The sequence below is a fragment of the Acidimicrobiia bacterium genome, from assembly GCA_035948415.1.
GTDB lineage: Bacteria > Actinomycetota > Acidimicrobiia > IMCC26256 > PALSA-555 > PALSA-555.
The window spans coordinates 44,013-68,634 of the sequence record DASZJD010000001.1 but is presented as its reverse complement, the minus strand read 5'-3'; the positions used below and the strand labels follow the sequence as shown (position 1 = coordinate 68,634).

Below are 24,622 nucleotides of genomic sequence, written 5' to 3'. Positions count from 1 at the left end.
CCGCCCGCAGCTGGGCCGCGGCCTGGCGCGGCTCCACCGGCTCCACGAGCACGCCGGTACCGAGCTCGAAGCCGGCCGGCACGACGACCCGCGGGATCAGCCGCACCCACCAGTGGAACCGGGTGTCGAGCGGGGTCGGCGCGTCGTGGACGACCACGTTGTAGGCCGGGCCGGCGAGCACGATCCCGACTCGGCGCAGGCCGTCCCGGACCGCGAGCGCCACCCCGGCGAGCTCGTCGTCGGTGGCCGCGCCGAAGCGGGGCCCGGCGCCGAGGGCGGCGACCCGCACCTCGAACGGGACGCTCGACGCCGCCCCGCACCAGGCCACGGCGGCGGAACGGGTGAGCACCACGCTCTCGGCGGCGGCCGCCCGCGCGTGGTCCTCCACGACGAGGTCGGCGTCGGCGGCCGAGAAGCGGGCCAGCGCCGCCTCCACCGCCGGGGGCACGAAGTCGACGGCGACGACCTGCGCGTGCGGGTGCGCGAGCGACGCCCCGGCCTCGCGGCCTTCGTTCACCGCCACCTGCACGTACGCGTGCCCGGCGGCGGCGTGGACGCGCGAGCGCTCGCGCAACATCGTGAAGGCCTCGACCGCGGCGTCGTCCTCGAGGCGGGCCAGGTCCCGGTCGTGGTCGGGGGAGAGCACGACCACCTCGTGGGCACCGGTGGCGCCCGGGCCCTCGCCGACGAAGGGGTAGAGGTTCGCGAAGGCGCGCACCCGCCAGCCCGGCCGGTTCGGCTCGCCGCCCCCGGTGCGCGCCAGCTCGGGTGGGGTCTGGTCCTCGGAGCCGGGACAGAAGGGACAGTCGGCGGTGGCGTCGGCGCCGGCCTCCCGGGCCGCGCTGGTGTGCGGACGTGCCGCCCGCCCCGGCGCGACGAGGACCACCTCGCCGCTCAGCGCATCGCGACGCAGCTCGGGCACGGCCGGAGCGTACGGGCCCCGAGCGCCCGCGGTCCGGTGCGACCTCGCGGCCGCCGTACCCTGGTCCGATGCCCGCCACCCGCCTCGTGATCATCGGCGCCGGACCGGCCGGGAACACCTGCGCCACCGTGGCGGCGTCGCTCGGCGCCGAGGTCACCCTCGTGGAGCGCGACGTGATCGGCGGCGCCGCCCACCTGTGGGACTGCATCCCCTCGAAGACGCTCATCGCCACCGGCGCCGAGCTGGCCGAGCTGACCCGCGCCGCGGCGATGGGCCTGCACGCCCACGGATCGCTCGACATCGACGGGCTGCGGCGCCGGGTCCAGGACATCGAGACGCACCTGCACGACCAGCTGTGCACCCTGCTCACCTCGCAGGGGGTGCGCCTCGTCACCGGCAGCGCCCGCTTCAAGGACCCGCACACCGTCGTCGCCGAGACCGACGGCGGCCTCGAGGAGCTCGAGGCCGACATCGTGGTCGTCGCCACCGGCTCCCGGCCCCGCGTGCCCGACTTCGCGCCGGTCGACGGCGAGCGGGTGCTCACCACCCGGCAGGCCTACCCGCCCCCGGAGATCCCGGCGCACGCGGTCATCATCGGGTCGGGCGTCACCGGGGTCGAGTTCACCCACATGTTCGCGTCGCTCGGCTCGGCCGTGACGCTGCTCGTCTCGCGCCAGCAGGTGCTCCCGATCAAGGACGCCGAGGTGGCCTCCGTCCTCGAGGAGGCCTTCCTCGCTCGGGGGGTGCGGCTCCTGAAGGGCGCGCGGGCGACGGAGATCACCCGCGAGGGCGACGCGGTGCGCGTCGTGTGCGAGGACGGGCGGGTCGTTGAGGGGTCGCACGCGGTGCTGGCGGTCGGGTCGCTCCCCAACAGCGAGGGCCTGGAGCTCGACGCCGCCGGGATCGACGTCGACGACGCCGGCTACATCCGGGTCAACCACAACTGCCTGTCGAACGTCCCGCACATCTACGCCGCGGGGGACGTGTCGGGGAAGCTGCCGCTGTCGTCGGTCGCGGCGATGCAAGGACGCAAGATCGCCGAGCACGCGATGGGGATGCACAACTTCCCGCACCGGCACCTCGACTACGACAAGGCCGCCTCGGCGATCTTCACCGAGCCGGAGATCGCCGACGTGGGTCTGGCCGAGGCCGAGGCGTTCGCGTCGGGTCGCAAGATCCGGGTCACGAAGGTGCCGTTCACCGCCAACGCCAAGGCGCTGATCAAGGGCGACCCGCGGGGGTTCGTGAAGATCATCTCCGACCCGGCGCGGGGCGTCGTGCTGGGCGGCTCGATCGTCGGACGGAACGCCGCCGAGCTGATCGGGATCCTGGCCCTGGCGGTGACGAACGGGCTGAAGGTCACCGACATCGTCGACTCGCTGCTCGTCCACCCGACGCTCTCGGAGTCGCTCGCCGAAGCCGCCTCCTGAGGCCGGCGCCGCGCCACCGCTGGTCGCGGCGCCCCGCGGCCGGCGGCTACCCGATGACGACGAGCACGTCCCCGGTGCCGACCGTGTCGCCCGCCTGCACCCGGATCTCCTTCACCGTGCCGCCCCGCTCGGCGTTCAGGTGGTTCTCCATCTTCATCGCCTCGAGCACGAGCACGGCCTGCCCCGCCTCCACCTCGTCGCCCTCGCTCACGAGGACGTTCACGATCGTGCCCTGCATCGGGGCCGCGATCGTGCCGTTGCCGCCGACCACGCCGCCGGACGGCTTGGGGCGGGGCGCGCGGCGAGCCGCGGCCGCGGTCCCGGCCGCGCCGGCCTCCTCCGGCAGCCAGACCCGCACCGTGAAGCGCTTCCCGTCGACCTCGACCGGCACCGTACGGTCCACGAGGCCGGCGTCGGCGTCGACCGGCTCGGGCGCGGCCAGCGGCTCCGACGGCGCCACGGCCGCGAACGCGTCGGCGTCGAAGTCGGCCTCCACCCAGTTCGTGGAGTGGGTCGCGGCGGCGAAGTCGGGGTGCGCCACCAGGACGCGGTGGGCGGGCGCCGTCGTCTGCACGCCCTCGACGGTCAGCTCGTCGAGGGCCCGGAGCATCCGGTGGCGGGCGGCGTCGCGATCGGGCGCCCAGACCACGAGCTTGCCGATCAGGTTGTCGTAGAACTGCGAGACGGTGTCGCCCTCCTCGTAGCCGCCGTCCCAGCGCACCCCCGGCCCGCCGGGCACCCGCAGCCGCGTGATCGTGCCCGGCGACGGGAGGAACCTGCGGCTCGGGTCCTCGGCGTTGATCCGGCACTCGATGGCGTGCCCACGGCGCTCGACCGACTCCTGGTCGAACGACAGGGGCCGGCCGTCGGCGACGCCGAGCTGCTCGGCGACGAGGTCGAGGCTCGTCACCAGCTCGGTGACGCAGTGCTCCACCTGCAGCCGGGTGTTCATCTCGAGGAACCAGAACTCGCCGTCCTCGTAGAGCATCTCGACCGTGCCCGCGTTCACGTAGCCGCACCCTCGGGCCACCTTCACCGCCGCCTCGCCCATCGCGGCGCGGGTGGCGGGATCGAGCCCCGGCGCCGGCGTCTCCTCGATCAGCTTCTGGTGGCGGCGCTGGGTCGAGCAGTCCCGCTCGCCCAGCCACACCGCGTGGCCGTGGGTGTCGCAGAACACCTGGACCTCGATGTGGCGGGGACGGGCCAGGTACCGCTCGAGGTAGGCCTCGGGGCGCCCGAAGTAGGCGACCGCCTCGCGAGTCGCGGACTCGAGGGCGGCGGCGGCCCCGGCGGCGTCGGCCACGACCTTCAGGCCCTTGCCACCCCCGCCGTACGCGGCCTTGATGGCGACCGGCCAGCCGTGCTCGTCGCCGAAGGCCACGACCTCGTCGACACCCTCGACCGCGGACGTCGTGCCCGGAACCGACGCCACCCCCGCCGCGAGCGCGGCCTTGCGGGCGGAGATCTTGTCCCCCATGACCTCGATGGCCTCGGGAGGCGGGCCGATCCAGGTCACCCCGGCGGCGACCACCGCGCGCGCGAAGTCGGCGTTCTCGGCGAAGAAGCCGTACCCGGGGTGCAGCGCGTCGGCGCCGCTGCGCGCCGCGGCGTCGAGGATGCGGTCGGTGGCGAGGTAGCTGTCGGCCGCGGTCTGGCCGCCGAGGGCGTAGGCCTCGTCGGCGTAGCGAACGTGCGCGCTCTCGCGGTCGAGGTCCGAGTAGACCGCGACGGTGCCGACACCGAGCTCCCGGCAGGTGCGCATCACGCGCAGCGCGATCTCGCCGCGGTTCGCGATCAGGATCTTCGAGGGCACGCGGTCTCGAGACGCTCGGCCGACAGGTCGTCGTATCCTACGGGCGATGGCCGATCCGCCCGCCAGCCCGGGCGTGCAGTGGCACATCCGGCGCTTCACCGAGATCGACTCGACGAACCGCTACGTGCTGGACGCGGCTCGCGCCGGGGCGCCGCCCGGGCTCGTCGTCGTCGCCGACCATCAACACGCGGGTCGCGGCCGGCGCGGCCGCGCGTGGACGGCGCCCCCTGGGTCCTCGCTGCTCGTCTCGGTGCTCCTCGGGCCGCCGCCCGAGCCGGACCACGCGCAGGTGCTGGCGATGGCGGCCGGGCTCGCCCTCGCGGCCGCGGTCCGGGCCGTCGCCGGGTTCGACGCCGAGCTGAAGTGGCCGAACGACCTCGTCGTCGGCGACCGGAAGCTCGCGGGGCTGCTCGCCGAGACCGACGCGCGGGGCGGCCGGGTGCGCAGCGTCGTGGTGGGCATCGGCTGCAACGTCACCTGGGTGGGCTTCCCGCCGGAGCTCGCCGAGACCGCCACCGCGTGCGACCGCGAAGCCGGGCACGCCGTCGACCGCGGCGCCCTCCTCGACGCGCTCCTCGACGCGCTGGCGGCCGAGCTGGCCGCGCTCGACGCGGTGCCCGCCCGCTACCGGTCCCGGCTGGGGACGCTCGGCCAGGAGGTGCGCGTCGAGCTGGCGACGGGCACGCTCGAGGGCGCCGCCGTCGACGTCGACGAGCACGGCCGCCTCGCGGTGCAGCCCCCGACCGGTCCGCCGGTCCTCGTCGGCGCCGGCGACGTGATCCACCTGCGCCGCGTCACGGATCCGGGTCCGCGGCCACCAGCGCCGTGAACGCCGCGGCGAGCGCCCGCGTGCGCGGCCCGGGCGCGGCCGGGAGCTCGCGGTCGTCGACGCGGGCGATCGCCACCACCTCACGCGTGCTCGAGGTCAGGAAGGCCTCGCCGGCGCCGGCGAGGGCGCCGATCGGCACCGTGCGCTCCTCGGCGCGGACGCCGTGGGTCGCGCACAGCTCGAGGACGAGCGCCCGCGTCACCCCGAGCAGGCAGCCCGAGGCGACCGGCGGGGTGCAGACCACGCCGTCGACCACGAGGAACACGTTCGAGCCGGTGGCCTCGCAGAGCTCGCCGCGGGTGTTCGCGAACACCGCCTCGCTCGCGCCTCGCTGCCGCGCGAACGCCAGCGCCCGCACGTTCTCGGCGTACGAGATCGTCTTCAGGCCCGCGACCGCGCCCCGCTCGTTCCGGGGCCACGGCACCGTCACCACCGCCTCCGAGACCGACCGCGCCCGGGCCGGGGCGACGGCGACGATCACCGTCGGGGGCGCGTCCCCGCGCTCGGAGCCGAGCGGCGACGGCCCGCCCGTCACCGTGATCCGAAGGCGGCCGTCGACGATCCCGTTGGCGGCGACCACGGCGTCGGCGGCCGCCCGAAGCGCCGACGGGTCGGGCGCCGCGAGCCCCAGCCCGTCCGCCGAGCGGCCGAGCCGCTCGAGGTGCCGCCGCCACGCGAACGGCACCCCCCGGTAGACGGCGAGGGTCTCGAAGACCCCGTCCCCGACGAGGATCCCGTGGTCGAAGGCCGAGACCCGGGCCTCGCCGGCGGGGACGAGCGCGCCGTCGACCCAGGTCACGACGTCGCTCATCGGGCCGGCCCCGGCCGGCCGGCGGCCCGCCGGCCCGCTCGCGGCACGACCGCACCCGACGGCGCGGCGGCGGCTCGGCGCGGCGCGTGCACGGCGCCGAGGGTACGCGGCTGATCGGAGGACGGGGGAGCCCCCCAGTAAACTGAAGGGCCCGTGGCCCTCCGCCGTTCAGTCCTGCGCGCCTTCTCCGGTCGGTACCTCATCGCGCTCGGCGTCGCCACCGCGGTCATGACCGGCGGGGTGGTGACCGTCAACTACGTGATCAGCGACAAGCTGGCCGGGGTCAAGCGCGTCCAGATCAAGGAGGCGCCGCCACCGCCCCAAGGCGCCAACTACCTCCTGCTCGGCTCCGACACGCGCGCGTTCGTGAAGAACAAACAGCAGGCGCAGGCCTTCGGCAGCGCGGCCCAGGACCCGAACGTCAACTCCGACACGATGATGGTGGTGCACGTCGAGCCGAACGCCAAGCGGACCCTGATCGTGTCGTTCCCCCGCGACCTGTGGGTCAACATCCCGGGGAAGGGGATGGCGAAGATCAACGCCGCCTACGGCATCGGCCCGAACAAGACGATCGAGACCCTGAAGGCCGACTTCGGGATCGACATCAACCACTTCATCTCGGTCGACTTCCAGAGCTTCCAGGACGTCGTGAACGCCATCGGGCAGGTCCCGGTGTACTTCCCGTACCCGGCCCGCGACCAGGAGAGCGGCCTCTTCATCTATCCCGGCTGCGTGCGCCTGAACGGCGCCGAGGCGCTGGCGTACGCGCGGTCGCGGACGCTGGAGTTCTACAGCCAGATCTCGCACCAGTGGCAGCTCGCCGACCCGACCGCCGACATCGGGCGGATCGCCCGCCAGCAGCAGTTCATCCGCGAGCTGGCCGGCATCGCGGTCCAGCGCAGCCTCCAGGACCCGATCACCGGCAACGACATCGTGAACAAGGTGCTCCACTACCTGGTGTTCGACCAGAACCTCAGCAAGAGCGACGTCCTCTCGCTCATCGACGTCTTCCGCACCGTGAACCCGAACGACCAGAGCCACCTCGAGTTCCAGACCATGCCCTGGAAGACGGGACCGAACCAGAACGGCGCCCAGGTCCTGTACGTCCAGGAGCCGGACAACCAGGGCCTGCTGGCCCGGCTCCGGGACTTCAGCGGCAAGAACAGCAGCGCCCCGGCCGCCGCGGTGACCCCGAGGTCCGTCACGGTGCAGGTGGTCGACAGCACCGGCACCAGCGGCCTGGCCCAGGCCACGCTGAACGACCTCGTGCGGCGCGCCGGCTTCGCCGGCGGCAGCACCGGGCAGGTCAGCGGCGCGCTGAGCCCGACCGAGGTCCACTACAAGCCCGGTGCCATCGCGCAGGGCGAGCTGCTGCTGCAGTACCTGCCGCCGAGCACCCCGCTCGTGGCCGACCCGTCGATCAAGGGGGCGGGTGTGGAGCTCGTGCTCGGACGGGGGTTCTCCTCGATCGTGATCCCGAGCGGCGGGGGCTCGACGAGCGCGGGACCGGTCGCCCCGACCCCCCAGGCGGCGGGACCGAGCTCCTCCTACAGCGCCGGCGACACGTACGCGAACGGGAACGGCGGCGTCGACCCCGCCCGCTTCGGGATCCCGGCGCCGAAGGGGTCGTGCCGATGACGCCGCGCCGGTGAGCCGAATCGGGGTCGTCGGCGCCGGGTACGTCGGCCTGACCACCGGCGCCTGCCTCGCCCACCTCGGCCACGAGGCCGTCGTGGCCGACGTCGACGTCGAGAAGGTGCGGAGCCTGGCCAAGGGGGAGGTCGGCGTGCTCGAGCAGGGCCTCCCGGAGCTCGTCGCCGACGGACTCGCTACGCGCCGGCTGCGCTTCGTCGTCGGCGCCGCGAGCGCCGGCGCCGACGCCGAGTTTGTCTTCGTGTGCGTCCCCACGCCCGAGGGCCCCGACGGGGACGCCGACCTCTCGGCGGTCGAGTCCGTGGTGCGGGAGCTGGCGCCGGTGCTCCGCCCGGGCACCGTGGTCGTGAACAAGTCGACGATGCCGGTGGGCTCGAGCGCCTACGTCGCCCGGCTCCTGCGGGACGCCGGCGCGGTGCCCGACATCGGGGTGGCGTCGAACCCCGAGTTCCTGCGCGAGGGAACCGCTGTGCGGGACTTCCTGCAGCCGTCCCGCGTCGTGATCGGCGCCGACGACGCGACGGTGGCGGTGCGCGTCTCGGAGCTCTACCGCAACGTGCAGGCACCGGTGCTCGTCACCCGCGCCGCCTCGGCCGAGATGATCAAGTACGCGTCGAACGCCTTCCTGGCCTCCCGCGTGTCCTTCGTGAACGCCGTGGCCAACCTGTGCGAGGCGGTCAACGCCGACGTGCGCGAGGTGACGCTCGGCATGGGCTACGACCCGCGCATCGGCTTCGAGTTCCTCCACCCCGGCCCCGGCTGGGGGGGTTCGTGCTTCCCGAAGGACACGGCCGCGCTGGCCTGGACCGCCCGCCGAGCCGGCGAGGACTTCCCGCTGCTGACGGCGGTGATCGAGACGAACACGGCCCAGTCCGAGCGGGTCGTGGCCAAGGTGCGCGACGCGGTCGGCGGGACCCTCGCCGGGCGCCGCGTCGCGGTCTGGGGCCTCACCTTCAAGGCCAACACGAACGACCTCCGGGACTCACCCGCCGTCGCGGTGGCGGCGCGCCTCCTCGCCGCCGGCGCCTCGGTGCGGGCCTACGACCCCGCCGGCGGCGAGGCGGCCGCCGGCCTCGTGCCCGGGATCGAGGTCGCCGCCGACCCGTACGAGGCCTGCACCGGAGCGGACGTGCTCTGCCTGCTCACCGAGTGGGACGAGTTCCGGTGGCTCGACTACGGGCGGGTGGCGGACGTGGTGGCGGGCCGGGCCATCGTCGACGCCCGGAACCTCCTCGACCCGACCGCGATGCGCCACCTGGGCTTCTCGTACCGCGGCATCGGCCGCTGATGCCGCGCGCGGTGGTGACCGGCGGCGCCGGCTTCCTCGGCGCGCACGTCTGCCGCGCCTTACGCGCCGCCGGCCACGAGGTTGTCGCGGTCGACAACCTGTCCACGGGCCAGCGTCACCAGGTCGCCGACCTGCTCGACGACCCGGGCTTCACCCTCCTCGAGCGCGACGTCGTCCTCGGCTTGGACGTCGACGGGCCGGTCGACGCGGTCCTGCACCTCGCCAGCCCGGCGAGCGTCCCCGAGTACCTGGCCCGGCCGCTCGAGACGCTGCGGGTCGGCGCCGAGGGCACGCGCCACGCCCTCGAGGTGGCGCGCGCCCACGGGGCCCGCTTCCTGCTGGCGTCCACGAGCGAGGTGTACGGCGACCCGCTCGAGCACCCGCAGCGTGAGGCCTACTGGGGGCACGTGAACCCGGTCGGCCCTCGGGCCGTCTACGACGAGGCGAAGCGGTACGCCGAGGCGCTGACGATGGCGTACCACCGCGCCCAGGGCGTCGACACCAAGATCGTGCGCGTCTTCAACTGCTACGGGCCGGGTCTGCTCCCGGGCGACGGCCGCGTCGTGTCGAACTTCCTCCGCCAGGCCATGGCCGGGGAGGCGCTCACCGTGTACGGGGACGGCACCCAGACCCGCTCGTTCTGCTACGTCGAGGACGAGGTGCGCGGGATCCTCGCCCTCCTCGCCTCCGACTGGACCGGGCCGATGAACCTCGGCAACCCCGACGAGCACACCGTGCTGGAGCTCGCCAAGCTCGTGCTCGAGGTCACCGGCTCGGCGTCGCCGATCCGGTTCGCCGAGCTCCCCGACGACGACCCGACCCGGCGCTGCCCCGACATCACGCTCGCGCGCGCGGTCCTCGGGTGGTCCCCGCAGGTCGACCTGCGCGCCGGCCTCGAGCGCACGTACGAGTGGTACCGCGCCGAGGCCGCGACGACGTGATCCCCGGCAGCCGCCGGCCGCCGACGCCGCGGGGCGACGGTGGCCTCGCGCCGCCGCGGGCTCGTGCCGTGTCGTGACCCCGACGCGCTGGGCTGCGGTCGTCGTGAACTTCGAAGCCGGCCCCCTGCTCGTCGACAGCGTCCGCTCGCTGCTCGCCGACACCAGCGCGGGGGAGCCGCCGCCGGTCGTCGTCGTCGACAACGCGTCGCACGACGGCTCGGTGGACGCGCTGCGGGCGGCGCTGCCGGCGGTGCCGGTGGTCGACACGGGCGCCAACCTCGGGTACGCGGCCGCCGCCAACCGGGGCGTCGCGGCCACCGACGCCCCGGTGGTCGCGGTCTGCAACCCGGACCTGCGCGTCGAGGCGGGCACGGCGGCGGCGCTCGTCGGGCGCTTCGACGCCGAGCCCGACCTCGGCGCGGTCGGGCCCGCCGTCCTCGAGCCCGACGGCCGCCGCTATCCGTCGGCCCGACGGGTGGCGTCGGTGCTCGACGCCGTCGGCCACGGCACCCTCGGCGGGGTCTGGCCGGCGAACCCCTTCACCCGCCGCTACCGCCAGCTCGACGCCGACCCCAGCGCGGCCCGAGACGTGGACTGGGTGTCGGGCGCGGCGGTGTGGCTCCGCCGCGCCGCGCTCGACGCCGTCGGCGGCTGGGACGAGCGCTACTTCATGTACGTCGAGGACGTCGACCTGTGCTGGCGGCTCCGCCAGGCCGGCTGGCGCGTCGCGTACGAGCCCGCCGGGACGGTGGTGCACGTCCACGGCGCCAGCACCGCCCGCCGGCCTTACCGCATGATCGCGGCGCATCACCGGTCGCTGCTCCGGTTCGCGGCGCGGCGCTGGCGGGGCTGGCGGCGCGTCCTGCTCGCGCCCGCGGCCGTGTACCTCGGCGTGCGGGCGGCCTGGTGCATGCTCGCCCGGGCCGTGACGCCGCGGGCGGGCCGAGCGGACTGACCGGTAGTCTCGGGCTCCGCCATGGCTCCGTCGCGTCGTCGCCGTCCGTCACGCGCCCAGATCCGGGCCAAGTACCGGAAGCCCCGGCGGGGCCGCTCGTCGGGCTGGTTCTACTCGACGCTCGGCGTGGTCGTGGCGGCCGGGATCGCCCTCGTCGTCCTATCGCTGCACTCGAGCAGCAGCAGCGCCGGCGTGCGCCCCCAGCCCGCCGACCCGACGACCGGCGTGCCGGGCGACCACTGGCACACCGCGTTCGGCGTCAACATCTGCGGCCAGTGGCTGCCGAACCCACCCACGTTCGAGACCGCGGCCGACAACCCGAACGTGCGGGTCGGGATCCACACCCACGGCGACGGGTACATCCACATCCACCCCTTCACGACGTCGGAGGGCGGTCACCACGCCACCGTGGGCCGGTTCTTCGGCTACGGGGGCTGGAGCGTCTCGGACAGCGCGCTCAACCTGTGGTCGGGTCCGGGCGCCGACCCGACGAAGAAGGCCTGGAGCACCGGCGACCGGTGCCCGCCCGGCACGCCGGACGCGGGACGCACGGGCGTGGTGAAGTGGGCGATCGACTGCAAGGCCCAGCGGGGCGACCCGGCCAGCTACCGGCTGAAGGACCAGCAGGTGCTGGCCCTCGCGTTCATCCCGAAGACCGAGCCGATCCCCGTCACGCCGAACGCCGCCGTCGCGCCCGCCACCGACGGGACCGGGGCCGGTCCGGTGGCGACGAGCCAGTGCCGGCCGTCGGCGGTCAACAACCCGGGGGTGCCGGTCACGCCGTCGAGCCCGCCGTCGTCGTGAGGGCGATCGTGCTCGCCGGGGGCGAAGGCACCCGGCTCCGGCCCCTCACCTTCGTGACGCCGAAGCCCCTGCTCCCGGTGGCCAACCAGGCCTTCCTCGACCGTCAGCTCAGCTGGCTCGCCGCGCACGGCGTCGACGAGGTGGGGCTCGCGCTCGGCTACCTGCCGGACGCGTTCGTCGCCCACTACCCCGACGGGCGGTTCGTCGCCCCGCACGGCGGCGAGGTGCGGCTGCGCTACGCGCCGGAGCCGACGCCCCGGGGCACCGCGGGGGCGGTGCGGTTCGCCGCCGACGCGCTGGACGTCGACGAGCGCTTCGTGGTGTGCAACGGCGACGTGCTGACGGCCCTCGACCTGCGCGCCCTCGTGGCCTTCCACGACGACCGGGGCGCCGAGGCGACGATCCACCTGACCCGGGTCGACGACCCGTCCGCGTTCGGGGTCGTGCCGACGTTCGCCGACGGCGAGGTGAAGGCGTTCGTCGAGAAGCCGCCCCCGGGCGCGGCGCCGACGCGGTGGATCAACGCCGGCACGTACGTGCTTGAGCCGTCGGTCCTCGAGCGGATCCCGCCGAACCTGCAGGTGTCGATCGAGCGCGAGACCTTCCTGCGCATGCTCGAGACCCGCGGGCGGGTGTACGCGATGCCGAGCGACGACTACTGGATCGACATGGGGACGGCGGCGCAGTACCTCCAGGTCCACGCCGACCTGCTCGCCGGCTGCCTCGGGACCGGCCCGGTCCCGGGCGCCCGCCAGGTCGCCCCCGGCGTCTGGGCCCAGGGACGCCCGCCGGACCTGACCGCGCTCGTCGCCCCGGCGCTGGCCGGCGACGGCTGCGACCTCGCCCCCGCGGCCCGGGTGGCGGGCTCGGTGCTCGGCGCCGGCGTGCGCGTCGGCCCCGGCGCCGCCGTGATCCGCAGCGTCGTCCACGACCACGCCGAGATCGGCGCTGACGCCCGCGTCGTCGACTCGATCGTCGGCGCCGGCGCCGTCGTCGGGCCCGGCGCGACGATCGGCGAGCAGTCGATCGTCGGCCCCGCCGCCACCGTGGAGGCCGGCGCGGTGCTCGTCGCCGGCCACCTGCCGTCGGCGGACGCGGTCTCGGCCCCGTCATGAGGGTCCTCGTCACCGGCGGCGCCGGCTTCATCGGCTCGACCCTCGTCGAGCGCCTCCTCGCCGAGGACTGCGAGGTCGACGTCGTCGACGACCTCTCGTCCGGGTCGCTGCCGAACCTCGCCGAGGCGCGAGCCCGGCGGGTGCCCCGGTGCACGTTCCAGCGCCTCGACGTCCGCGAGAAGGGGATCGTCGAGCTCATGACGCACCGCAAGCCCGAGGTCGTGTTCCACCTCGCGGCGCAGGCCAGCGTGACGGTCTCGGTCGCCGACCCGACCTTCGACGCCGACGTCAACGTCCTCGGATCGCTGAACGTGCTGCAGGGCGCGCTGGCCGCCGGCTGCCGGAAGGTCGTGTTCGCGGGCTCCGGCGGGACCCTCTACGGCGTCCCGGGGAAGATCCCGACGACCGAGGGCCACGCGCAGCACCCGATCTCGCCGTACGGCGTCTCGAAGAAGGCCGTCGGCGACTACCTCCACTACTACCGGGCGGTGCACGACCTCGAGTACACGGTGCTGGCCCTCGCCAACGTGTACGGCCCCCGGCAGGACCCGCACGGCGAGGCGGGCGTGGTCGCCATCTTCGCCAACACGCTGCTGAGCGGTCAGCGCCCCCCGATCTTCGGGGACGGCAAGCAGACCCGCGACTTCGTGTTCGTCGACGACGTCGCCGACGCGTTCGCGCGCGCCGCCCACAAGGGCGGTGGGCTCATCGTCAACATCGGGACCGGCGTCGAGACGAGCGTGCACGAGCTCTACGACCTCATGGCCGGCGCCGTGGGCTTCGAGCAGCCCGCCCGCTCCGAGCCGCCCCGGGCCGGTGAGCTCCGGCGCTCGGCGCTCGACCCGGGCCGGGCCGCGATCCAGCTGGGCTGGCAGCCGTGGACGCCGCTGCGCGACGGCGTGGCCGCCACCATCGCCTGGTTCCGGGAGGCGCGGTCGGCGGGCTGAGTCAGCGCCGCAGCCGCAGCCGGTCGAGGTCGACCCGCGCTCGGCGCCGCGGCTCGTAGCCGGGGTCCGGGTGGCCGACGAGCACGAGCGCCTGCGGGAGCCACGACGGCTCGAGGTGCAGCGCGTCACGGGCCTCCTCGGGGCAGAAGATCGGCGCCGCCACCCAGCACGACGCCAGGTCGGCGTCGGCGGCGGCGAGCATGAGGTTCTCGACCGCGGCGCCGAGGGCGAGCAGGGCCATGCCCCACTCGGACCGCTGGCGGCGCTCGTCGGGGTAGCGGTCGAGGCCGTCGTCGGTGAGACAGCCGAGCACGGCCGCCGGCGCGGCGACGAGCCGCCGGCGCGAGTCGTCGACGAGGGCGTCGATGCGAGCCGGCGCGACCGCGTCGCCGGCCAGGTCGCGACGCCATCGCGCCCCCATCCCGTCGGCGAGGGCGGCCCGGGCGTCGGCGTCGGCCAGCACCACGAACCGCCACGGCTGGGAGTGGTGGGGCGCCGGCGCCAGGCACGCGGCCTCCACGAGCGCGTCGAGCTGCTCGAGGGAGACGGGGTCGGGACGGAAGGCGCGGATCGAGCGCCGGGCGGTCAGGAAGGCGGGGACCGTCCCCGTCACCGGAACAGGTCGTCGGCCGGCGCGCGCACGAGCTCGCGCCCGGAGCCGGCCCGGAACCACGCCGGGTCCAGGCCCCGCACGATGGCCGCGGGCACCCGAGCCGCCTTGCCCATCACCAGCTCGGCGGCGCCGGCGACCTCGTCGGCGACGGCCACCTCCGTGACCTGCAGCGCTCGGCCCATGCCGTCCTGGCCGCCGCGCAGGTCCACGACCCCCGCCAGCCCCGCGACCCCGATGGCCACGTCGGTGAGCCCGAGCCGCCAGGCCCGCCCGAACGTGTCGGACACCACCACCGCGGCGTCGATCCCGGCGCGGGCCCGCAGCGCGTCCCGCACGTGGCGAGCCGAGCGGTCGGCGTCGAGCGGCAGCAGCGCGGCCCAGCCCGCCTCGACGTTCGAGAGGTCCACGCCGGCGTTCGCGCACACGAAGCCCTGCCGGGTCTCGCTGATGACCAGGTCACCACGACGGCGGAGCACCCGCACCGACTCGGCGTCGATCAGGGCTCGTCGGGCGGCGCGGTCGTCGGGGTCGAGGGCGACGAGTCGGCCTTCGGCCTTCGAGACCACCTTCTGGGTCACGACGACGCAGTCGCGGTCGGCGAGCGGCGTGCCCTGCGCCGCGGCGGCGTCGGCGATCAGGGTGGCGAGCTCGTCGCCGGCCCGAATCTCGGGGACGCCGGCGATCGGGATGACGGTGAGGGTCACGCCACGGCGGCGACGGTCTGGCGCGCCAGCGCCGCCGCGACGCGCGAGTCGCGCATCAGCGTGTCGGTCACGACCGCCCGCAGCCCGAGCGCTTCGATCCGCGCCGCGTCGCTCGCGTCGGCCTCGTCGATGACGAGCGTGGCGCACACGTCGGCGTAGGCGCGGGCGATCCCGACGCTGGACACCTCGAGGTCGAGCGGGCCCATGAGCCGGTCGGCCGGTCCCTTCACCGGTCGGCCGCCGACGATGGGGCTCACGGCCACGACGCGCGAGCGCCGGGCCGCGAGCAGGTCCCGGACGCCGGGCACGGCGAGCACCGGGCCGATCGAGATCACCGGGTTGCTGGGGCAGATCAGGATGGTCTCGGCCCGGGCCAGGGCCTCGAGCACCCCGGGTGCGGGCCGCGCCGCGTCGGCGCCGTCGAAGCGCACCCCGAGCACCGTCGGCTCGGCCCGGTCGCGCACGAACCACTCCTGGAGGGCGAGCTCGGTCACGCCGCCGGCCGGTCCCGGGACGGTGATGCGGGTCGCCACCCGGTCGTCGGTCATCGGCAGCAGCCGGACGCGGAGCCCCCAGGCCGCGGCGATCTCGGCCGTCACCGCGCTGAGCGGCGCGCCCTCCCGTCGGCGCTGGGTGCGGTAGAGGTGGGTGGCGAGGTCCCGGTCGCCGAGGCGGAACCAGGTCGGGACCCCGTAGCGCGCGATCGCGTCGACGGCGTGGAAGGTCTCGCCGGCGAGGCCCCAGCCCGTCTCGGGGTTGTTCGCCCCCGCGAGCGCGTACGTGACGCTGTCGAGGTCGGGGCAGACCCACAGGCCGTGGAACTCGTCGTCGTCGCCGGTGTTGACGATCGCGGTGATCGTCTCGGGGGGGACCACGTCGACGAGCCCGCACAGGAAGCGAGCCGCCCCCACCCCTCCGGCCAGCGCGGCGAGCACGACCCGACGTTACGCGACGCATCCCCCGGCCGAGGCCGGGGGATGCGGATCGAGGCGAGGCGACGTCAGGCGGTGGGGCCGTCGGTCTTGGCCTTCGAGGTTGCCGCCGCCTTCGTGGTCGACGTCGCGGCCGGCTTCGGCGCGGCCTCGCTGCCGACGGCTCGGCGGACAGTGGTGCCGAGCCGCTCGAGGACGGGCTCCACCTGGGCGCGCACGTCGGCGACGAGGGGGTCGACCCGGTCGCCGAGCCGGTTCACGACCGGTTCGATGCGCTCCCGGACCTCGGTGCTGAGCGACGCCGCGGCGGCGCGGGCGTCGCTCGAGATCGAGGCGGCCTGCTCCCTCGCCTCGCGCGCGGCGGCGGTCAGCCGGGCTTGGGCCGCGCGCCGGCGGACCTGCGCCTGCTGGAAGCCGAGCACGCCGATGCCCACGGCGGTGTGGGCGGCGCCCTCGGCGCGCTGGCGGACGTCGCGGACGGTGTCGTTGCTCACGGGTGACTCCTCGGGGACGGGTGCCGTGTCGCTAGCGAAGGTACCCACTTTTGCTAACTATTGCAAGCACAGGGGGCCTCCCGGGACCAGGAGGACCGGGCCCCTATTGTCGAGCCAGCCGATGAGCCTGCCCGACGACGCCGGTTCGCCCCCCTCACCCGAGCTCGACGAGCAGGACCGGGGGATGCCGCCCGAGGTCCCCGCGGTGGTCGTCGTGGTGGTGGCCCACAACCCGGGCCGGTTCCTCGAGGCGGCCCTGGGCGCCCTCGGGGCCCAGGACTACCCGGCGGTGTCGGTGCTGGTCGTCGACGCGGGGTCGGCGAGCGACCCCACCGGGCGGGTGGCGGCCACCCTCCCCGCCGCCTTCGTCCACCGGACCCGGGACGCCCAGCCCGGGTTCGGGGGCGCGGCGAACGAGGCGCTCGAGGTCGTCGAGGGCGCCACCTTCTTCCTGGTCTGTCACGACGACGTGGTGCTGGCCCCCGACGCCGTCCGCCTGCTCGTCGAGGAGGCCTACCGGTCGAACGCGGCGATCGTCGGGCCGAAGCTCGTGTCGGCCGAGAACCCCGAGGTGCTCCTCGAGGTCGGGCGATCGATCGACCGGCTCGGCGGCTCCCACACCGGCATCGAGCCCGGCGAGCTCGACCAGGAGCAGCACGACGCGGTCCGAGACGTGTTCTACGTCTCCAGCGCGGCGATGCTCGTCCGCGCCGACCTGTTCGAGACCCTCGGCGGCTTCGACGCCGCGACCTTCCCGGGCTCCGAGGACCTCGACCTGTGCTGGCGGGCTCGGCTGGCGGGCGCGCGCGTCGTCGTGGCGCCGGACGCGCGCGCGGCGCACGTCGAGGCCGTCGACGCCCGGCGTCCGGAGGACGTGCCGTCGGCGCGCGACGTCGCCCGTCGGCGGGTCCGCGTCCTGCTCACCTGCTACTCGTGGCCGTCGCTGCTGCGCGTGGTCCCGCTCGGGGTCGCGCTCGCCGCCGTCGAAGCGCTCGTGTTCGCGGCCACGCCTCGTCGCCGGCAGGCCGCCGCCGTGCTCGGCGCGTGGCGGTGGACCCTCTTCCACCCCGGCGCGATCCGATCGGCGCGCCGGCGGGCCCAGGCCGGGCGCACGATCGACGACCGCGAGCTGCGCGAGCTCCAGGTCGGCGCCCGCACCCGGGTCGGCGCCTTCCTCGCCCAGCACCGGGCCGACGAGCGCATCGAGTCGCTCGAGGACGCCGTCCGCGACCGCGTCGAGTCGCTCGGCCGCGCCCTCGTGCACCCGGCCGCGCTCGCCCTCCTCGCCTTCCTCGTCACCGCCGCGGTCGGGTCGCGGGACTTCTTCAGCTCCGGGGTCCCCGCGGTCGGATCGTTCGCGTCGTGGCCCGGCGTGCACGCCCTCGCGGCGGCGTTCACCTCGCCGTGGCGCTACACCGGGCTCGGCTCGACCGCGCCGGCGCCGCCGGTGCTGGCCGTGATGGCGGGCCTCGGCACCCTCTTCGTCGGGAGCGTCGGCACCGCCGAGGCCGTCCTCGTCACGCTGGCCATCCCGGTCGGGGCGCTCGGGGCGCTGCGCCTGTCGCGCCACGTCGGCGTCGACGGGGTCGGGTCGATCGTGGCCGCCGTCGCCTACGGCGTGAGCCCGGTGCCCCGGAACGCCATCGCCGGCGGGCGGCTCGGGCCGCTCGTGCTCTTCGCGCTCCTCCCGTACCTCGTGCTCCTCCTCGTGCGGGCGGCGCGGTTCGAGGCCGTCCCGCGTGGACGCCGCCAGCTGCTCGGCCTGGCGCTCGTCACCGGTATCGCCTGCGCCTGGTTCCCGCCGGCGGCGCTCGTGGTCCTCGCCGCCGCGCTGGCGCTCGGTGTCGCCGCCCTCGTCGTCGGCGGCGTCGGGCCGGCGCTGCGGAGCGTCGGCGCGGCCGCGGTCGGGGCGATCGGCGCCGGCGTGCTGCTCTTCCCGTGGAGCACGACCGTCACCCACGGCCGGCGCGACCCCGCCGCGTTCGGGTTCAGCTTGAACCCGAGCGTGGACCTCGCCGACCTGGTGCGCTTCCACACCGGGCCGGCCGGCAGCGGGATCGCGACCTTCGGGCTGCTCGCCGCCGCCGGCCTGGCGCTGCTGCTGACCACCGGCCCGCGGGTCCGGTGGGCGGCGCGGGCGTGGGCGCTGATCCTCGTGGCGTGGGCCGCGGTCGAGCTGCCGGCCCGGTTCGCGCCCGGCGTCGCCGTGCCGGCCCCCGAGGCGGTGCTGTCGCTCGGCGCCCTCGGCGTCGCGCTCGCCGCCGGCCTGGCGGTGGCGAGCCGTCCCCGAGGCCGGCTCGCGCTGCGCACCGTCGGCGTGGCGGTCGCGCTCGCCGGGGTGACGCTCGGCGGGCTCGGTTTCGTCGCCGACGCCGTCGACGGGCGCTGGCACGCGCCGAGCGGGTCGTGGCCGGCCCAGCTCGCGTTCACCCGGGACCAGCAGTTCCAAGGCCAGTTCCGGGTCCTCTGGGTCGGCGACCCCGCGGCCCTGCCCCTCGACCCGGCCCGGGTCGAGAGCGGCCTCTCGTACACGCTCACGCGCAACGGGCCCGGTGACGCCCGAGAGCTGCTCCGCGCCCCTCGGGTGCACGCCCGGGACCCGGTCGTGGACGCCGTCACCGCGGCCGTCGCCGGCCGCACCACCCGCCTCGGGCGCATCGTCGCCCCGTTGGGCGTGCGCTACGTCGTCCTCCCGCGCCGCAACGGCCCGGGCGGCGCAGCGGCCCGCCCGCTCCCCGCCCTCGACGTCGCGCTCCGCAACCAGCTCGACCTGGCCCGGCTCGGCAGCGACCCGGGGCTCGAGCTGTACGAGAACCAGGCCTGGTTCCCGGGCCGCACGATCGTGCGGGGCCGTCGGGCCGCGGTCCCGGCGCGGCCGGCCGACCCGCTGCGCGCCGCCGCCGGCACCGACCTGACGGGCAGCCCGCCGCTCGGCGCGGGCCCGGCGGGGCCGGGGACGGTGCTGTGGTTCGAGGCCTACGACGCCGGCTGGCGCGCCGACGCCCACGGCACCCTCGTCCACCAGCCGGCGTTCGGGACCACGAACCAGTTCCGAGCGCCGTCGCGCGCCTCGGTGTCGATCTCGCACACGGGCCAGGCCCGGACCGACGCCCTCGTCGCCGCTGAGGTCGCGCTGTGGCTGCTCGCCCTCGCCTGGTGGGCTCGGGGGCGCGCCCGTCCGACCCGAGCCACCGACCGCGCCGCGGCCCGCGCCGCGGCCCGCGCCACTCGGGAGGAGCGCCGCCGCGACCGCGGCGGCGACTTCGGATCCGACGTCGAGTTCTGGGAACGCGCGTGAGCGCCCGGCGGGCGCCGACCGGCGGCCGCACCCCCGCCCTCCTCGGGGTGCTGGCGGTGGTGGCGGCCCTCGTCGCCGCCAGCCACGCCGGCCACGGCTTCGCCCCGTCGGTCCGGGTCGCGACCGCGCCCGTCGCCGGGCCCACCCTGCCGCCGGTGGCCGCCATCTCGTCCTCCTGGTTCTGCGCCGAGGGCACCGCCGTCGCGGGCGGGCGCGCCGACGAGACCGTGATCGTCGCCAACCTCGGCGGCCGCAGCGTCACGGCGACGATCGCGGTCACGTCCGGTGACCGGCCCGTCGCCAGCCAGCGCTTCTCGGTGGCGGCGGCGGCCCAGCTGCGCGTCGACGTGGCGTCGCTCACGAGCGCCGCCGAGCCGGGCGTCGTCGTCGAGGTGCTGGGCGGCCCCGTCGTCGTGGAGCACGAGGTCCGCCACGGCGCGCGGGCCGCGGTCGGGCCGTGCGCCCGGCAGGCGAGCAGCGACTGGTACTTCGCCGCCGGCGCCACCGGGCCCGGCACCGAGGACTGGCTGGCGCTGTTCAACCCGTTCGGGGACGACGCCATCGTGGACGTGACCTTCCTCACCGCCTCGGGGGTGCAGGCGCCCGGCCAGACCCAGGCGATCGACGTGCCCCGCCGGTCCCGCGTCTCGCTCCCGCTGCACCAGCTCGTGCCCGACCAGAGCTCGCTCGCCCTCCACGTCCACGCCCGCACCGGGCGGGTCGCCGCCGAGCAGTCGCTGATCTTCGACGGGACGAACGGGGTCACCGGCATCGCCACGACCCTCGGGGCGACGGGGACCTCGGCCACCTGGCGGGTCCCGACCGGGGACGCCGAGACCGGGACGACGGCGACGCTCGTGCTCGCCAACTTCGGGCCCGCCGGCACGCGCGTCGACGTCCACCTGGCCCTCGACAGCCGGGCCACGCTCCCGACCATGCACGTCGCGGTGCCGTCGATGAGCGTCGAGACGCTGCCGCTCAGCGCGATCCCGACCGGCGGCGGCTACGCCGTCACCCTCAGCACCCCCCGCGCCCGGCCGGTCGTCGCCCAGCTGCTCGAGGTCTGGGCCCCGCCGGCCCCGATCGTCGGCGTGACCGCCACGCTCGGCTCCACCGCCACCGCGGCCCGATGGGCGTTCGCCACCGGCCGCGTCACCGCCGCCGGCGACGCCCAGCTCGTCGCGTTCAACCCCTCACGCCGGACCCGCACCGTGCGCGTCCTGGCCGGCGCCGCGGGCGGGCTCGGCCGCATCGCCACCGCGACGGTCGCGCCCGGCCAGCGGGTGGTGGTGCCCCTCGCGGCCGGCGTCGGCCCGAACCAGGTGCTCGTCCTTTCCGCCGACGGCCCCGTCGCGGCCGGCCGGCTGGTGCTCGGGCCCAGCCCGTCGGCGAGCAGCGGGGTGCCGGCGCTGCCGTGACCGCCCGGGTCGCCATCGCGGCCGGCATCCTGCTCGCCGCGCTCGCGGTGGCGTGGTGGCTGCGTCGCCGCCGACCGGAGGGCCCGCCCCGCGACCCGTATCCGATCCCGCGCCAGCTCGACCGGCGCGACTTCCCCCGGCCGGACGCGCCGTGGCTCGTCGCCTACTTCTCCTCCGACACCTGCGCGTCGTGCCAGGGCCTCGGGCCCAAGGTCGCGGTGCTCGAGTCGGACGCCGTGGCCACCGCCGTCCTCGACTTCGCCGACAAACGAGACCTGCACGACCGCTACGACATCTCGGCCATCCCGATGATCCTGCTCGCCGACGCCGACGGGGTGGTGCGGCGCGCCTTCGTCGGTGCCACGACCGCCACCGACCTGTGGGCGAGCCTCGCCGAGCTACGCGCGCCGGGGTCGACGCCCGAGCCGACGCTCGGCGCCCTCGAGTAGCGAGCCGGCGGGCGTCAGGCGCCGCGGGCGCGCGAGCGGGCCGCGGGCCTCGGCTTCCGGCGGCCGCCGTTCTCGGCCGGCGGCTTGACCTCCATGACCGAGCCGTCGGCGCGCTTCACCTTGCGGAAGCCGCCGGCCTTGCGGCCCATGGCCTCGTCCACGAGGCGCTCGACCTCGTCGCCGTCGAGCGTCTCGTGCTCGAGCAGGGCCCGGGCCACCGCGTCGAGGCCCCGCCGGTGGAGGCGCATGATCCGCCGGGCCCGGCTCTCCTCCTGACGGAGGATCCGCTCGACCTCCTCGTCGATGACCCGAGCGGTCTCGTCGGAGTAGTCGCGGGTGTGCACGAGGTCCTCGCCCAGGAACACCGGTCCCTGCGCGCCCCACGCCATCGGGCCGATGCGCTCGCTCATGCCCCACTCCCGCACCATCTTGCGGGCCAGCTCGGTGATCCGGACCAGGTCGTTCTGGGCCCCGGTGGACAGGTGGCCGAACACGAGCTCCTCGGCGGTGCGGCCACCGAGCGCGACCACGATCGAGTCGGCGATGTACTCGCGCTTGTAGATGTGGCGCTCCTCCTCGGGGAGCTGCTGGGTGACGCCAAGCGCCATGCCGGTCGGGAGGATCGTCACCTTATGGATCGGGTCGGCGTGGTCGAGCACGTACGCCATGACGGCGTGGCCGCCCTCGTGGTAGGCGATGACCTCCTTCTCCTCCTCGCTGAGGGCGATCGAGTCGCGCTTGAGGCCCATCAGCACCCGGTCGCGGGCGGCCTCGATGTCCTCGGCGTGGATCTCCGCCGCGCCGCGCCGCACCGCGAACAGCGCGGCCTCGTTCACGAGGTTGGCCAGGTCGGCGCCGGCCATGCCCGGCGTGCCGCGAGCGACGACGTTGACGTCGAGGTCGGAGGCGACGCGCTTGTCGCGCAGGTGCACCTCGAGGATCGCGACGCGCTCCTCCTGGGTCGGGAACGGCACGACGATCTGGCGGTCGAAGCGCCCGGGACGCAGCAGCGCGGGGTCGAGGACGTCGGGGCGGTTCGTCGCCGCCATCATGACGATCCCCTCGGTGGCCTCGAACCCGTCCATCTCGGCGAGCATCTGGTTGAGGGTCTGCTCGCGCTCGTCGTGGCCGCCGCCAAGCCCAGCGCCGCGCTTGCGGCCGATCGAGTCGACCTCGTCGACGAAGATGATGGCCGGCGCCTGCTTGCGCGCGGTCTGGAACAGGTCGCGCACGCGCGCCGCGCCGACGCCGACGAACATCTCCATGAAGTCGGAGCCGGTCACGGACACGAACGGCACGCCGGCTTCGCCGGCGACGGCCCGGGCGATCAGCGTCTTGCCGGTGCCGGGGGGACCCACGAGCAGCACCCCCTTCGGGATGCGGGCCCCGATCTGCTTGAACTTCTGCGGGTACTTCAGGAAGTCGACGACCTCGGCGATCTCGGCCTTCACCGCGCTGTAGCCGGCCACGTCCGAGAAGGTGGTCTTGGGCTTCTCGGTGGCGTACACCTTCGCCCGGCTGCGGCCGATGTTCATGACCGCGCCCATCTGTCCCTGCGCCCGCCGGTTCATCCACACGAAGAAGCCGATGATGATGAGCACCGGGATCAGCAGCGGCAGGAGGGCGAGGAAGAAGTTCGAGCTGCTCGACGTGTAGCGCAGGTCGACGCCGTGGGTCTGCAGGTCCTTCACCGTCTGGGACTGCAGATCGTTGGCCGGGCCGTTGGTGGTGAACGACTTCGCGCCGCCGACGGTCCCGTTGAAGTCACCCGAGATGTCGCCGTTCGAGCGGTTGAACGTGACCTTCTTGACGTTGCCCCGATCGACCGCCTGCAGGAACTGCGTGTAGGTGACGCTCTTCGCCGAGCCGTTCGACGTCGAGAACACGTTCGTCAGCGCGAAGACGCCCACGAGGGCCAGGATCAGGAGCCACGGGAGCATCCGGGCCCACGACGGCGGCGGCGACGCCGAGCGCCCGTCCGGGCGACGCTCCGGGCCGCCGGACGGGCGGCGGCCGGGAGGCATCTCGGAAGGGGGGCGACTCATGAGGGGCTCCTCGTCGAGTGTCGGACGGGCAGCAGCGCGCCCCTCCGTCGGCCCATGGTACGGCCCGCCCGAGGCTCCAGGAACTCGTCGCTCCCACGACCCCGGCGTCGGAACCGGGAGGGCGGCCGCTACCGTGCGCCGCATGGAGCCACGGGGCGCCGAGCCGCCGGGCTCGGCCCCCGCACGGCGGATCGGGTGGGGCATCCCCGACGCCGCGGTCGCCTTCATCCTCTCTCTCCTCGCGGCGTCGATCGCCGAGACCCCGTTCGTCAGCCACGGGCGGGTCCCGAAGCACCTCGAGGTGTCGGCGTCGCTGGTGGCCGTGGCGGCGCAGACCACGGCCGTCGTCATCTACCTCGTCTTCGCCGCCCGGCGGGGCCAGGGCAGCCTCCGGGCCGACTTCGGGCTCCGGGTGTCCGCCCGCGACGGCCTCTTCCTCGTGGCCGGCTTCGCGCTGGCGGCGGCCTCCGGGGGCCTGCTGGCCCCGATCGTCGACGCCGGCCACCTCAGCAACTCGTCCCAGGACGTGGTCCGGGTGTTCCAGCGGGCCCACGGCACCGAGACGGCGCTCTTCGTCCTCGCCGTGCTCGTGGTGGCCCCGGTGGGGGAGGAGCTGCTGTTCCGCGGGCTCCTCCTCCGGGCCCTGGTGCGCCGGACCAGCCCCCCCGTCGCCATCGGGGTCGCCGCCCTCGCCTTCGCCCTCGTCCACGTGGCCCTCGACCCGGGGGCCGGCTTCGCGGTCCCGGCGCTGCTGCTCCTCGGCCTGCTCTCGGGCTACCGGGCCTGGCGCACCGGCAACCTGTCCCAGTCGATCCTGCTCCACGCCGGCTTCAACCTCGTGGCCGTCCTCCAGATCCTCACCTGACCGGTCCTCACCCGCCTCAAGGTGCCGGCCCCCGGCGCCGATACGAGCGTGGGCCGAAAGTGCTGGTTTGGAGTCTGGGAGGCTGGGATGCGCTGTCCCTCGTGTGCCAAGGGCTCGGTCATCGAGATCCGCATGCGGATCCACGGTGAGGAGCTGACGTTCCGTCGCTGCGGTCGCTGCGAAGCCAAGTCGTGGACCACCGCCGACGGCAGCGTCCCGCTGAGCCACGTGCTCGAGCTCGCCCGGACCCGCTGACCGCCCCGGCCCGGCCGGGCCCGCGCCCGCAAGCGCGCGGG

General features: G+C 75.4%; 22 protein-coding genes. 14 read left to right on the top strand and 8 right to left on the bottom strand.

Annotated elements, in window-relative coordinates; genetic code table 11:
- Positions 1-922, bottom strand: a 922-nt coding sequence (locus VG869_00330; GenBank protein ID HEV3449624.1) for a DUF4921 family protein, incomplete at its 3' end; no start/stop codon positions are given.
- Between the two features lie 68 nt (positions 923-990).
- On the opposite strand from VG869_00330, the gene VG869_00325 reads away from it, so the two are divergent.
- Entirely contained in the window at positions 991-2,352 is a 1,362-nt protein-coding gene (locus VG869_00325) for an FAD-dependent oxidoreductase (GenBank protein HEV3449623.1), read from the top strand.
- A 46-nt stretch (positions 2,353-2,398) separates the two neighbouring features.
- Here the strand turns inward: VG869_00325 and VG869_00320 are convergent, their stop codons facing one another.
- A complete protein-coding gene (locus VG869_00320) occupies positions 2,399-4,165 on the bottom strand; it encodes a biotin carboxylase N-terminal domain-containing protein (protein HEV3449622.1) in 1,767 nt (588 codons plus the stop codon).
- A gap of 46 nt (positions 4,166-4,211) precedes the next feature.
- Here VG869_00320 and VG869_00315 point away from each other — a divergent pair, with 46 nt between their 5' ends.
- Entirely contained in the window at positions 4,212-4,994 is a 783-nt protein-coding gene (locus VG869_00315) for a biotin--[acetyl-CoA-carboxylase] ligase (protein HEV3449621.1), read from the top strand.
- Here VG869_00315 and VG869_00310 read toward each other — a convergent pair.
- Positions 4,960-5,805: an aminotransferase class IV gene (locus tag VG869_00310; GenBank protein ID HEV3449620.1), complete on the bottom strand. Its 846-nt coding sequence runs from the start codon at positions 5,803-5,805 to the stop codon at positions 4,960-4,962. The two genes, VG869_00315 and VG869_00310, sit on opposite strands and share 35 nt — an antisense overlap.
- A 153-nt stretch (positions 5,806-5,958) precedes the next feature.
- On the opposite strand from VG869_00310, the gene VG869_00305 reads away from it, so the two are divergent.
- The 7 genes from VG869_00305 (at position 5,959) to VG869_00275 (ending at position 13,508) form a co-directional block, all read left to right on the top strand.
- Entirely contained in the window at positions 5,959-7,443 is a 1,485-nt protein-coding gene (locus tag VG869_00305; protein HEV3449619.1) for an LCP family protein, read from the top strand.
- A 10-nt stretch (positions 7,444-7,453) separates the two neighbouring features.
- On the top strand, positions 7,454-8,746 hold the full coding sequence (locus tag VG869_00300) for a UDP-glucose/GDP-mannose dehydrogenase family protein (GenBank protein ID HEV3449618.1): 1,293 nt from the start codon (positions 7,454-7,456) through the stop codon (positions 8,744-8,746).
- On the top strand, positions 8,746-9,687 hold the full coding sequence (locus VG869_00295) for a UDP-glucuronic acid decarboxylase family protein (GenBank protein ID HEV3449617.1): 942 nt from the start codon (positions 8,746-8,748) through the stop codon (positions 9,685-9,687). Before VG869_00300 ends, VG869_00295 begins: the two co-directional genes overlap by 1 nt.
- A 73-nt stretch (positions 9,688-9,760) precedes the next feature.
- Entirely contained in the window at positions 9,761-10,642 is an 882-nt protein-coding gene (locus tag VG869_00290; GenBank protein ID HEV3449616.1) for a glycosyltransferase family 2 protein, read from the top strand.
- A gap of 21 nt (positions 10,643-10,663) precedes the next feature.
- A complete protein-coding gene (locus VG869_00285; protein HEV3449615.1) occupies positions 10,664-11,446 on the top strand; it encodes a hypothetical protein in 783 nt (260 codons plus the stop codon).
- On the top strand, positions 11,443-12,561 hold the full coding sequence (locus tag VG869_00280) for an NDP-sugar synthase (GenBank protein ID HEV3449614.1): 1,119 nt from the start codon (positions 11,443-11,445) through the stop codon (positions 12,559-12,561). Before VG869_00285 ends, VG869_00280 begins: the two co-directional genes overlap by 4 nt.
- Positions 12,558-13,508: an NAD-dependent epimerase/dehydratase family protein gene (locus VG869_00275; GenBank protein ID HEV3449613.1), complete on the top strand. Its 951-nt coding sequence runs from the start codon at positions 12,558-12,560 to the stop codon at positions 13,506-13,508. The genes VG869_00280 and VG869_00275 overlap by 4 nt, the downstream gene beginning before the upstream one ends.
- 1 nt (position 13,509) lies before the next feature.
- On the opposite strand, the gene VG869_00270 is transcribed toward VG869_00275, so the two are convergent.
- The 4 genes from VG869_00270 to VG869_00255 all read right to left on the bottom strand — a co-directional run bounded on the left by VG869_00270 (position 13,510) and on the right by VG869_00255 (position 16,251).
- A complete protein-coding gene (locus VG869_00270) occupies positions 13,510-14,121 on the bottom strand; it encodes a nitroreductase family protein (protein ID HEV3449612.1) in 612 nt (203 codons plus the stop codon).
- Entirely contained in the window at positions 14,118-14,825 is a 708-nt protein-coding gene (gene cofE / locus VG869_00265) for a coenzyme F420-0:L-glutamate ligase (protein ID HEV3449611.1), read from the bottom strand. Before cofE ends, VG869_00270 begins: the two co-directional genes overlap by 4 nt.
- Entirely contained in the window at positions 14,822-15,760 is a 939-nt protein-coding gene (cofD, locus tag VG869_00260; protein ID HEV3449610.1) for a 2-phospho-L-lactate transferase, read from the bottom strand. The genes cofE and cofD overlap by 4 nt, the downstream gene beginning before the upstream one ends.
- Before the next feature lie 65 nt (positions 15,761-15,825).
- The gene (locus VG869_00255; protein ID HEV3449609.1) at positions 15,826-16,251 is read right to left on the bottom strand and encodes a hypothetical protein; all 426 of its coding nucleotides are present in this window, start codon (positions 16,249-16,251) and stop codon (positions 15,826-15,828) included.
- Positions 16,252-16,372: 121 nt separating this feature from the next.
- On the opposite strand from VG869_00255, the gene VG869_00250 reads away from it, so the two are divergent.
- The 3 genes from VG869_00250 to VG869_00240 are packed head-to-tail and all read left to right on the top strand — an operon-like array spanning position 16,373 to position 21,416.
- A complete protein-coding gene (locus VG869_00250) occupies positions 16,373-19,549 on the top strand; it encodes a glycosyltransferase (protein ID HEV3449608.1) in 3,177 nt (1,058 codons plus the stop codon).
- Positions 19,546-20,967 carry a DUF5719 family protein gene (locus VG869_00245; GenBank protein ID HEV3449607.1) on the top strand — a complete coding sequence of 474 codons (1,422 nt, stop codon included), beginning with the start codon at positions 19,546-19,548 and terminating at the stop codon, positions 20,965-20,967. Before VG869_00250 ends, VG869_00245 begins: the two co-directional genes overlap by 4 nt.
- Positions 20,964-21,416, top strand: coding sequence for a thioredoxin family protein (locus tag VG869_00240; GenBank protein HEV3449606.1), 453 nt, complete (start codon positions 20,964-20,966; stop codon positions 21,414-21,416). Before VG869_00245 ends, VG869_00240 begins: the two co-directional genes overlap by 4 nt.
- Positions 21,417-21,430: 14 nt before the next feature.
- Here VG869_00240 and ftsH read toward each other — a convergent pair whose 3' ends face one another.
- Positions 21,431-23,461 carry an ATP-dependent zinc metalloprotease FtsH gene (ftsH, locus tag VG869_00235; protein ID HEV3449605.1) on the bottom strand — a complete coding sequence of 677 codons (2,031 nt, stop codon included), beginning with the start codon at positions 23,459-23,461 and terminating at the stop codon, positions 21,431-21,433.
- Positions 23,462-23,603: 142 nt separating this feature from the next.
- Here ftsH and VG869_00230 point away from each other — a divergent pair, with 142 nt between their 5' ends.
- Positions 23,604-24,326 (top strand): CPBP family intramembrane glutamic endopeptidase, encoded by a 723-nt coding sequence (locus tag VG869_00230; GenBank protein HEV3449604.1) that lies wholly within the window; start codon positions 23,604-23,606, stop codon positions 24,324-24,326.
- A gap of 87 nt (positions 24,327-24,413) precedes the next feature.
- Positions 24,414-24,581: a hypothetical protein gene (locus VG869_00225; GenBank protein HEV3449603.1), complete on the top strand. Its 168-nt coding sequence runs from the start codon at positions 24,414-24,416 to the stop codon at positions 24,579-24,581.
- The last annotated feature ends 41 nt before the right edge of the window (positions 24,582-24,622 follow it).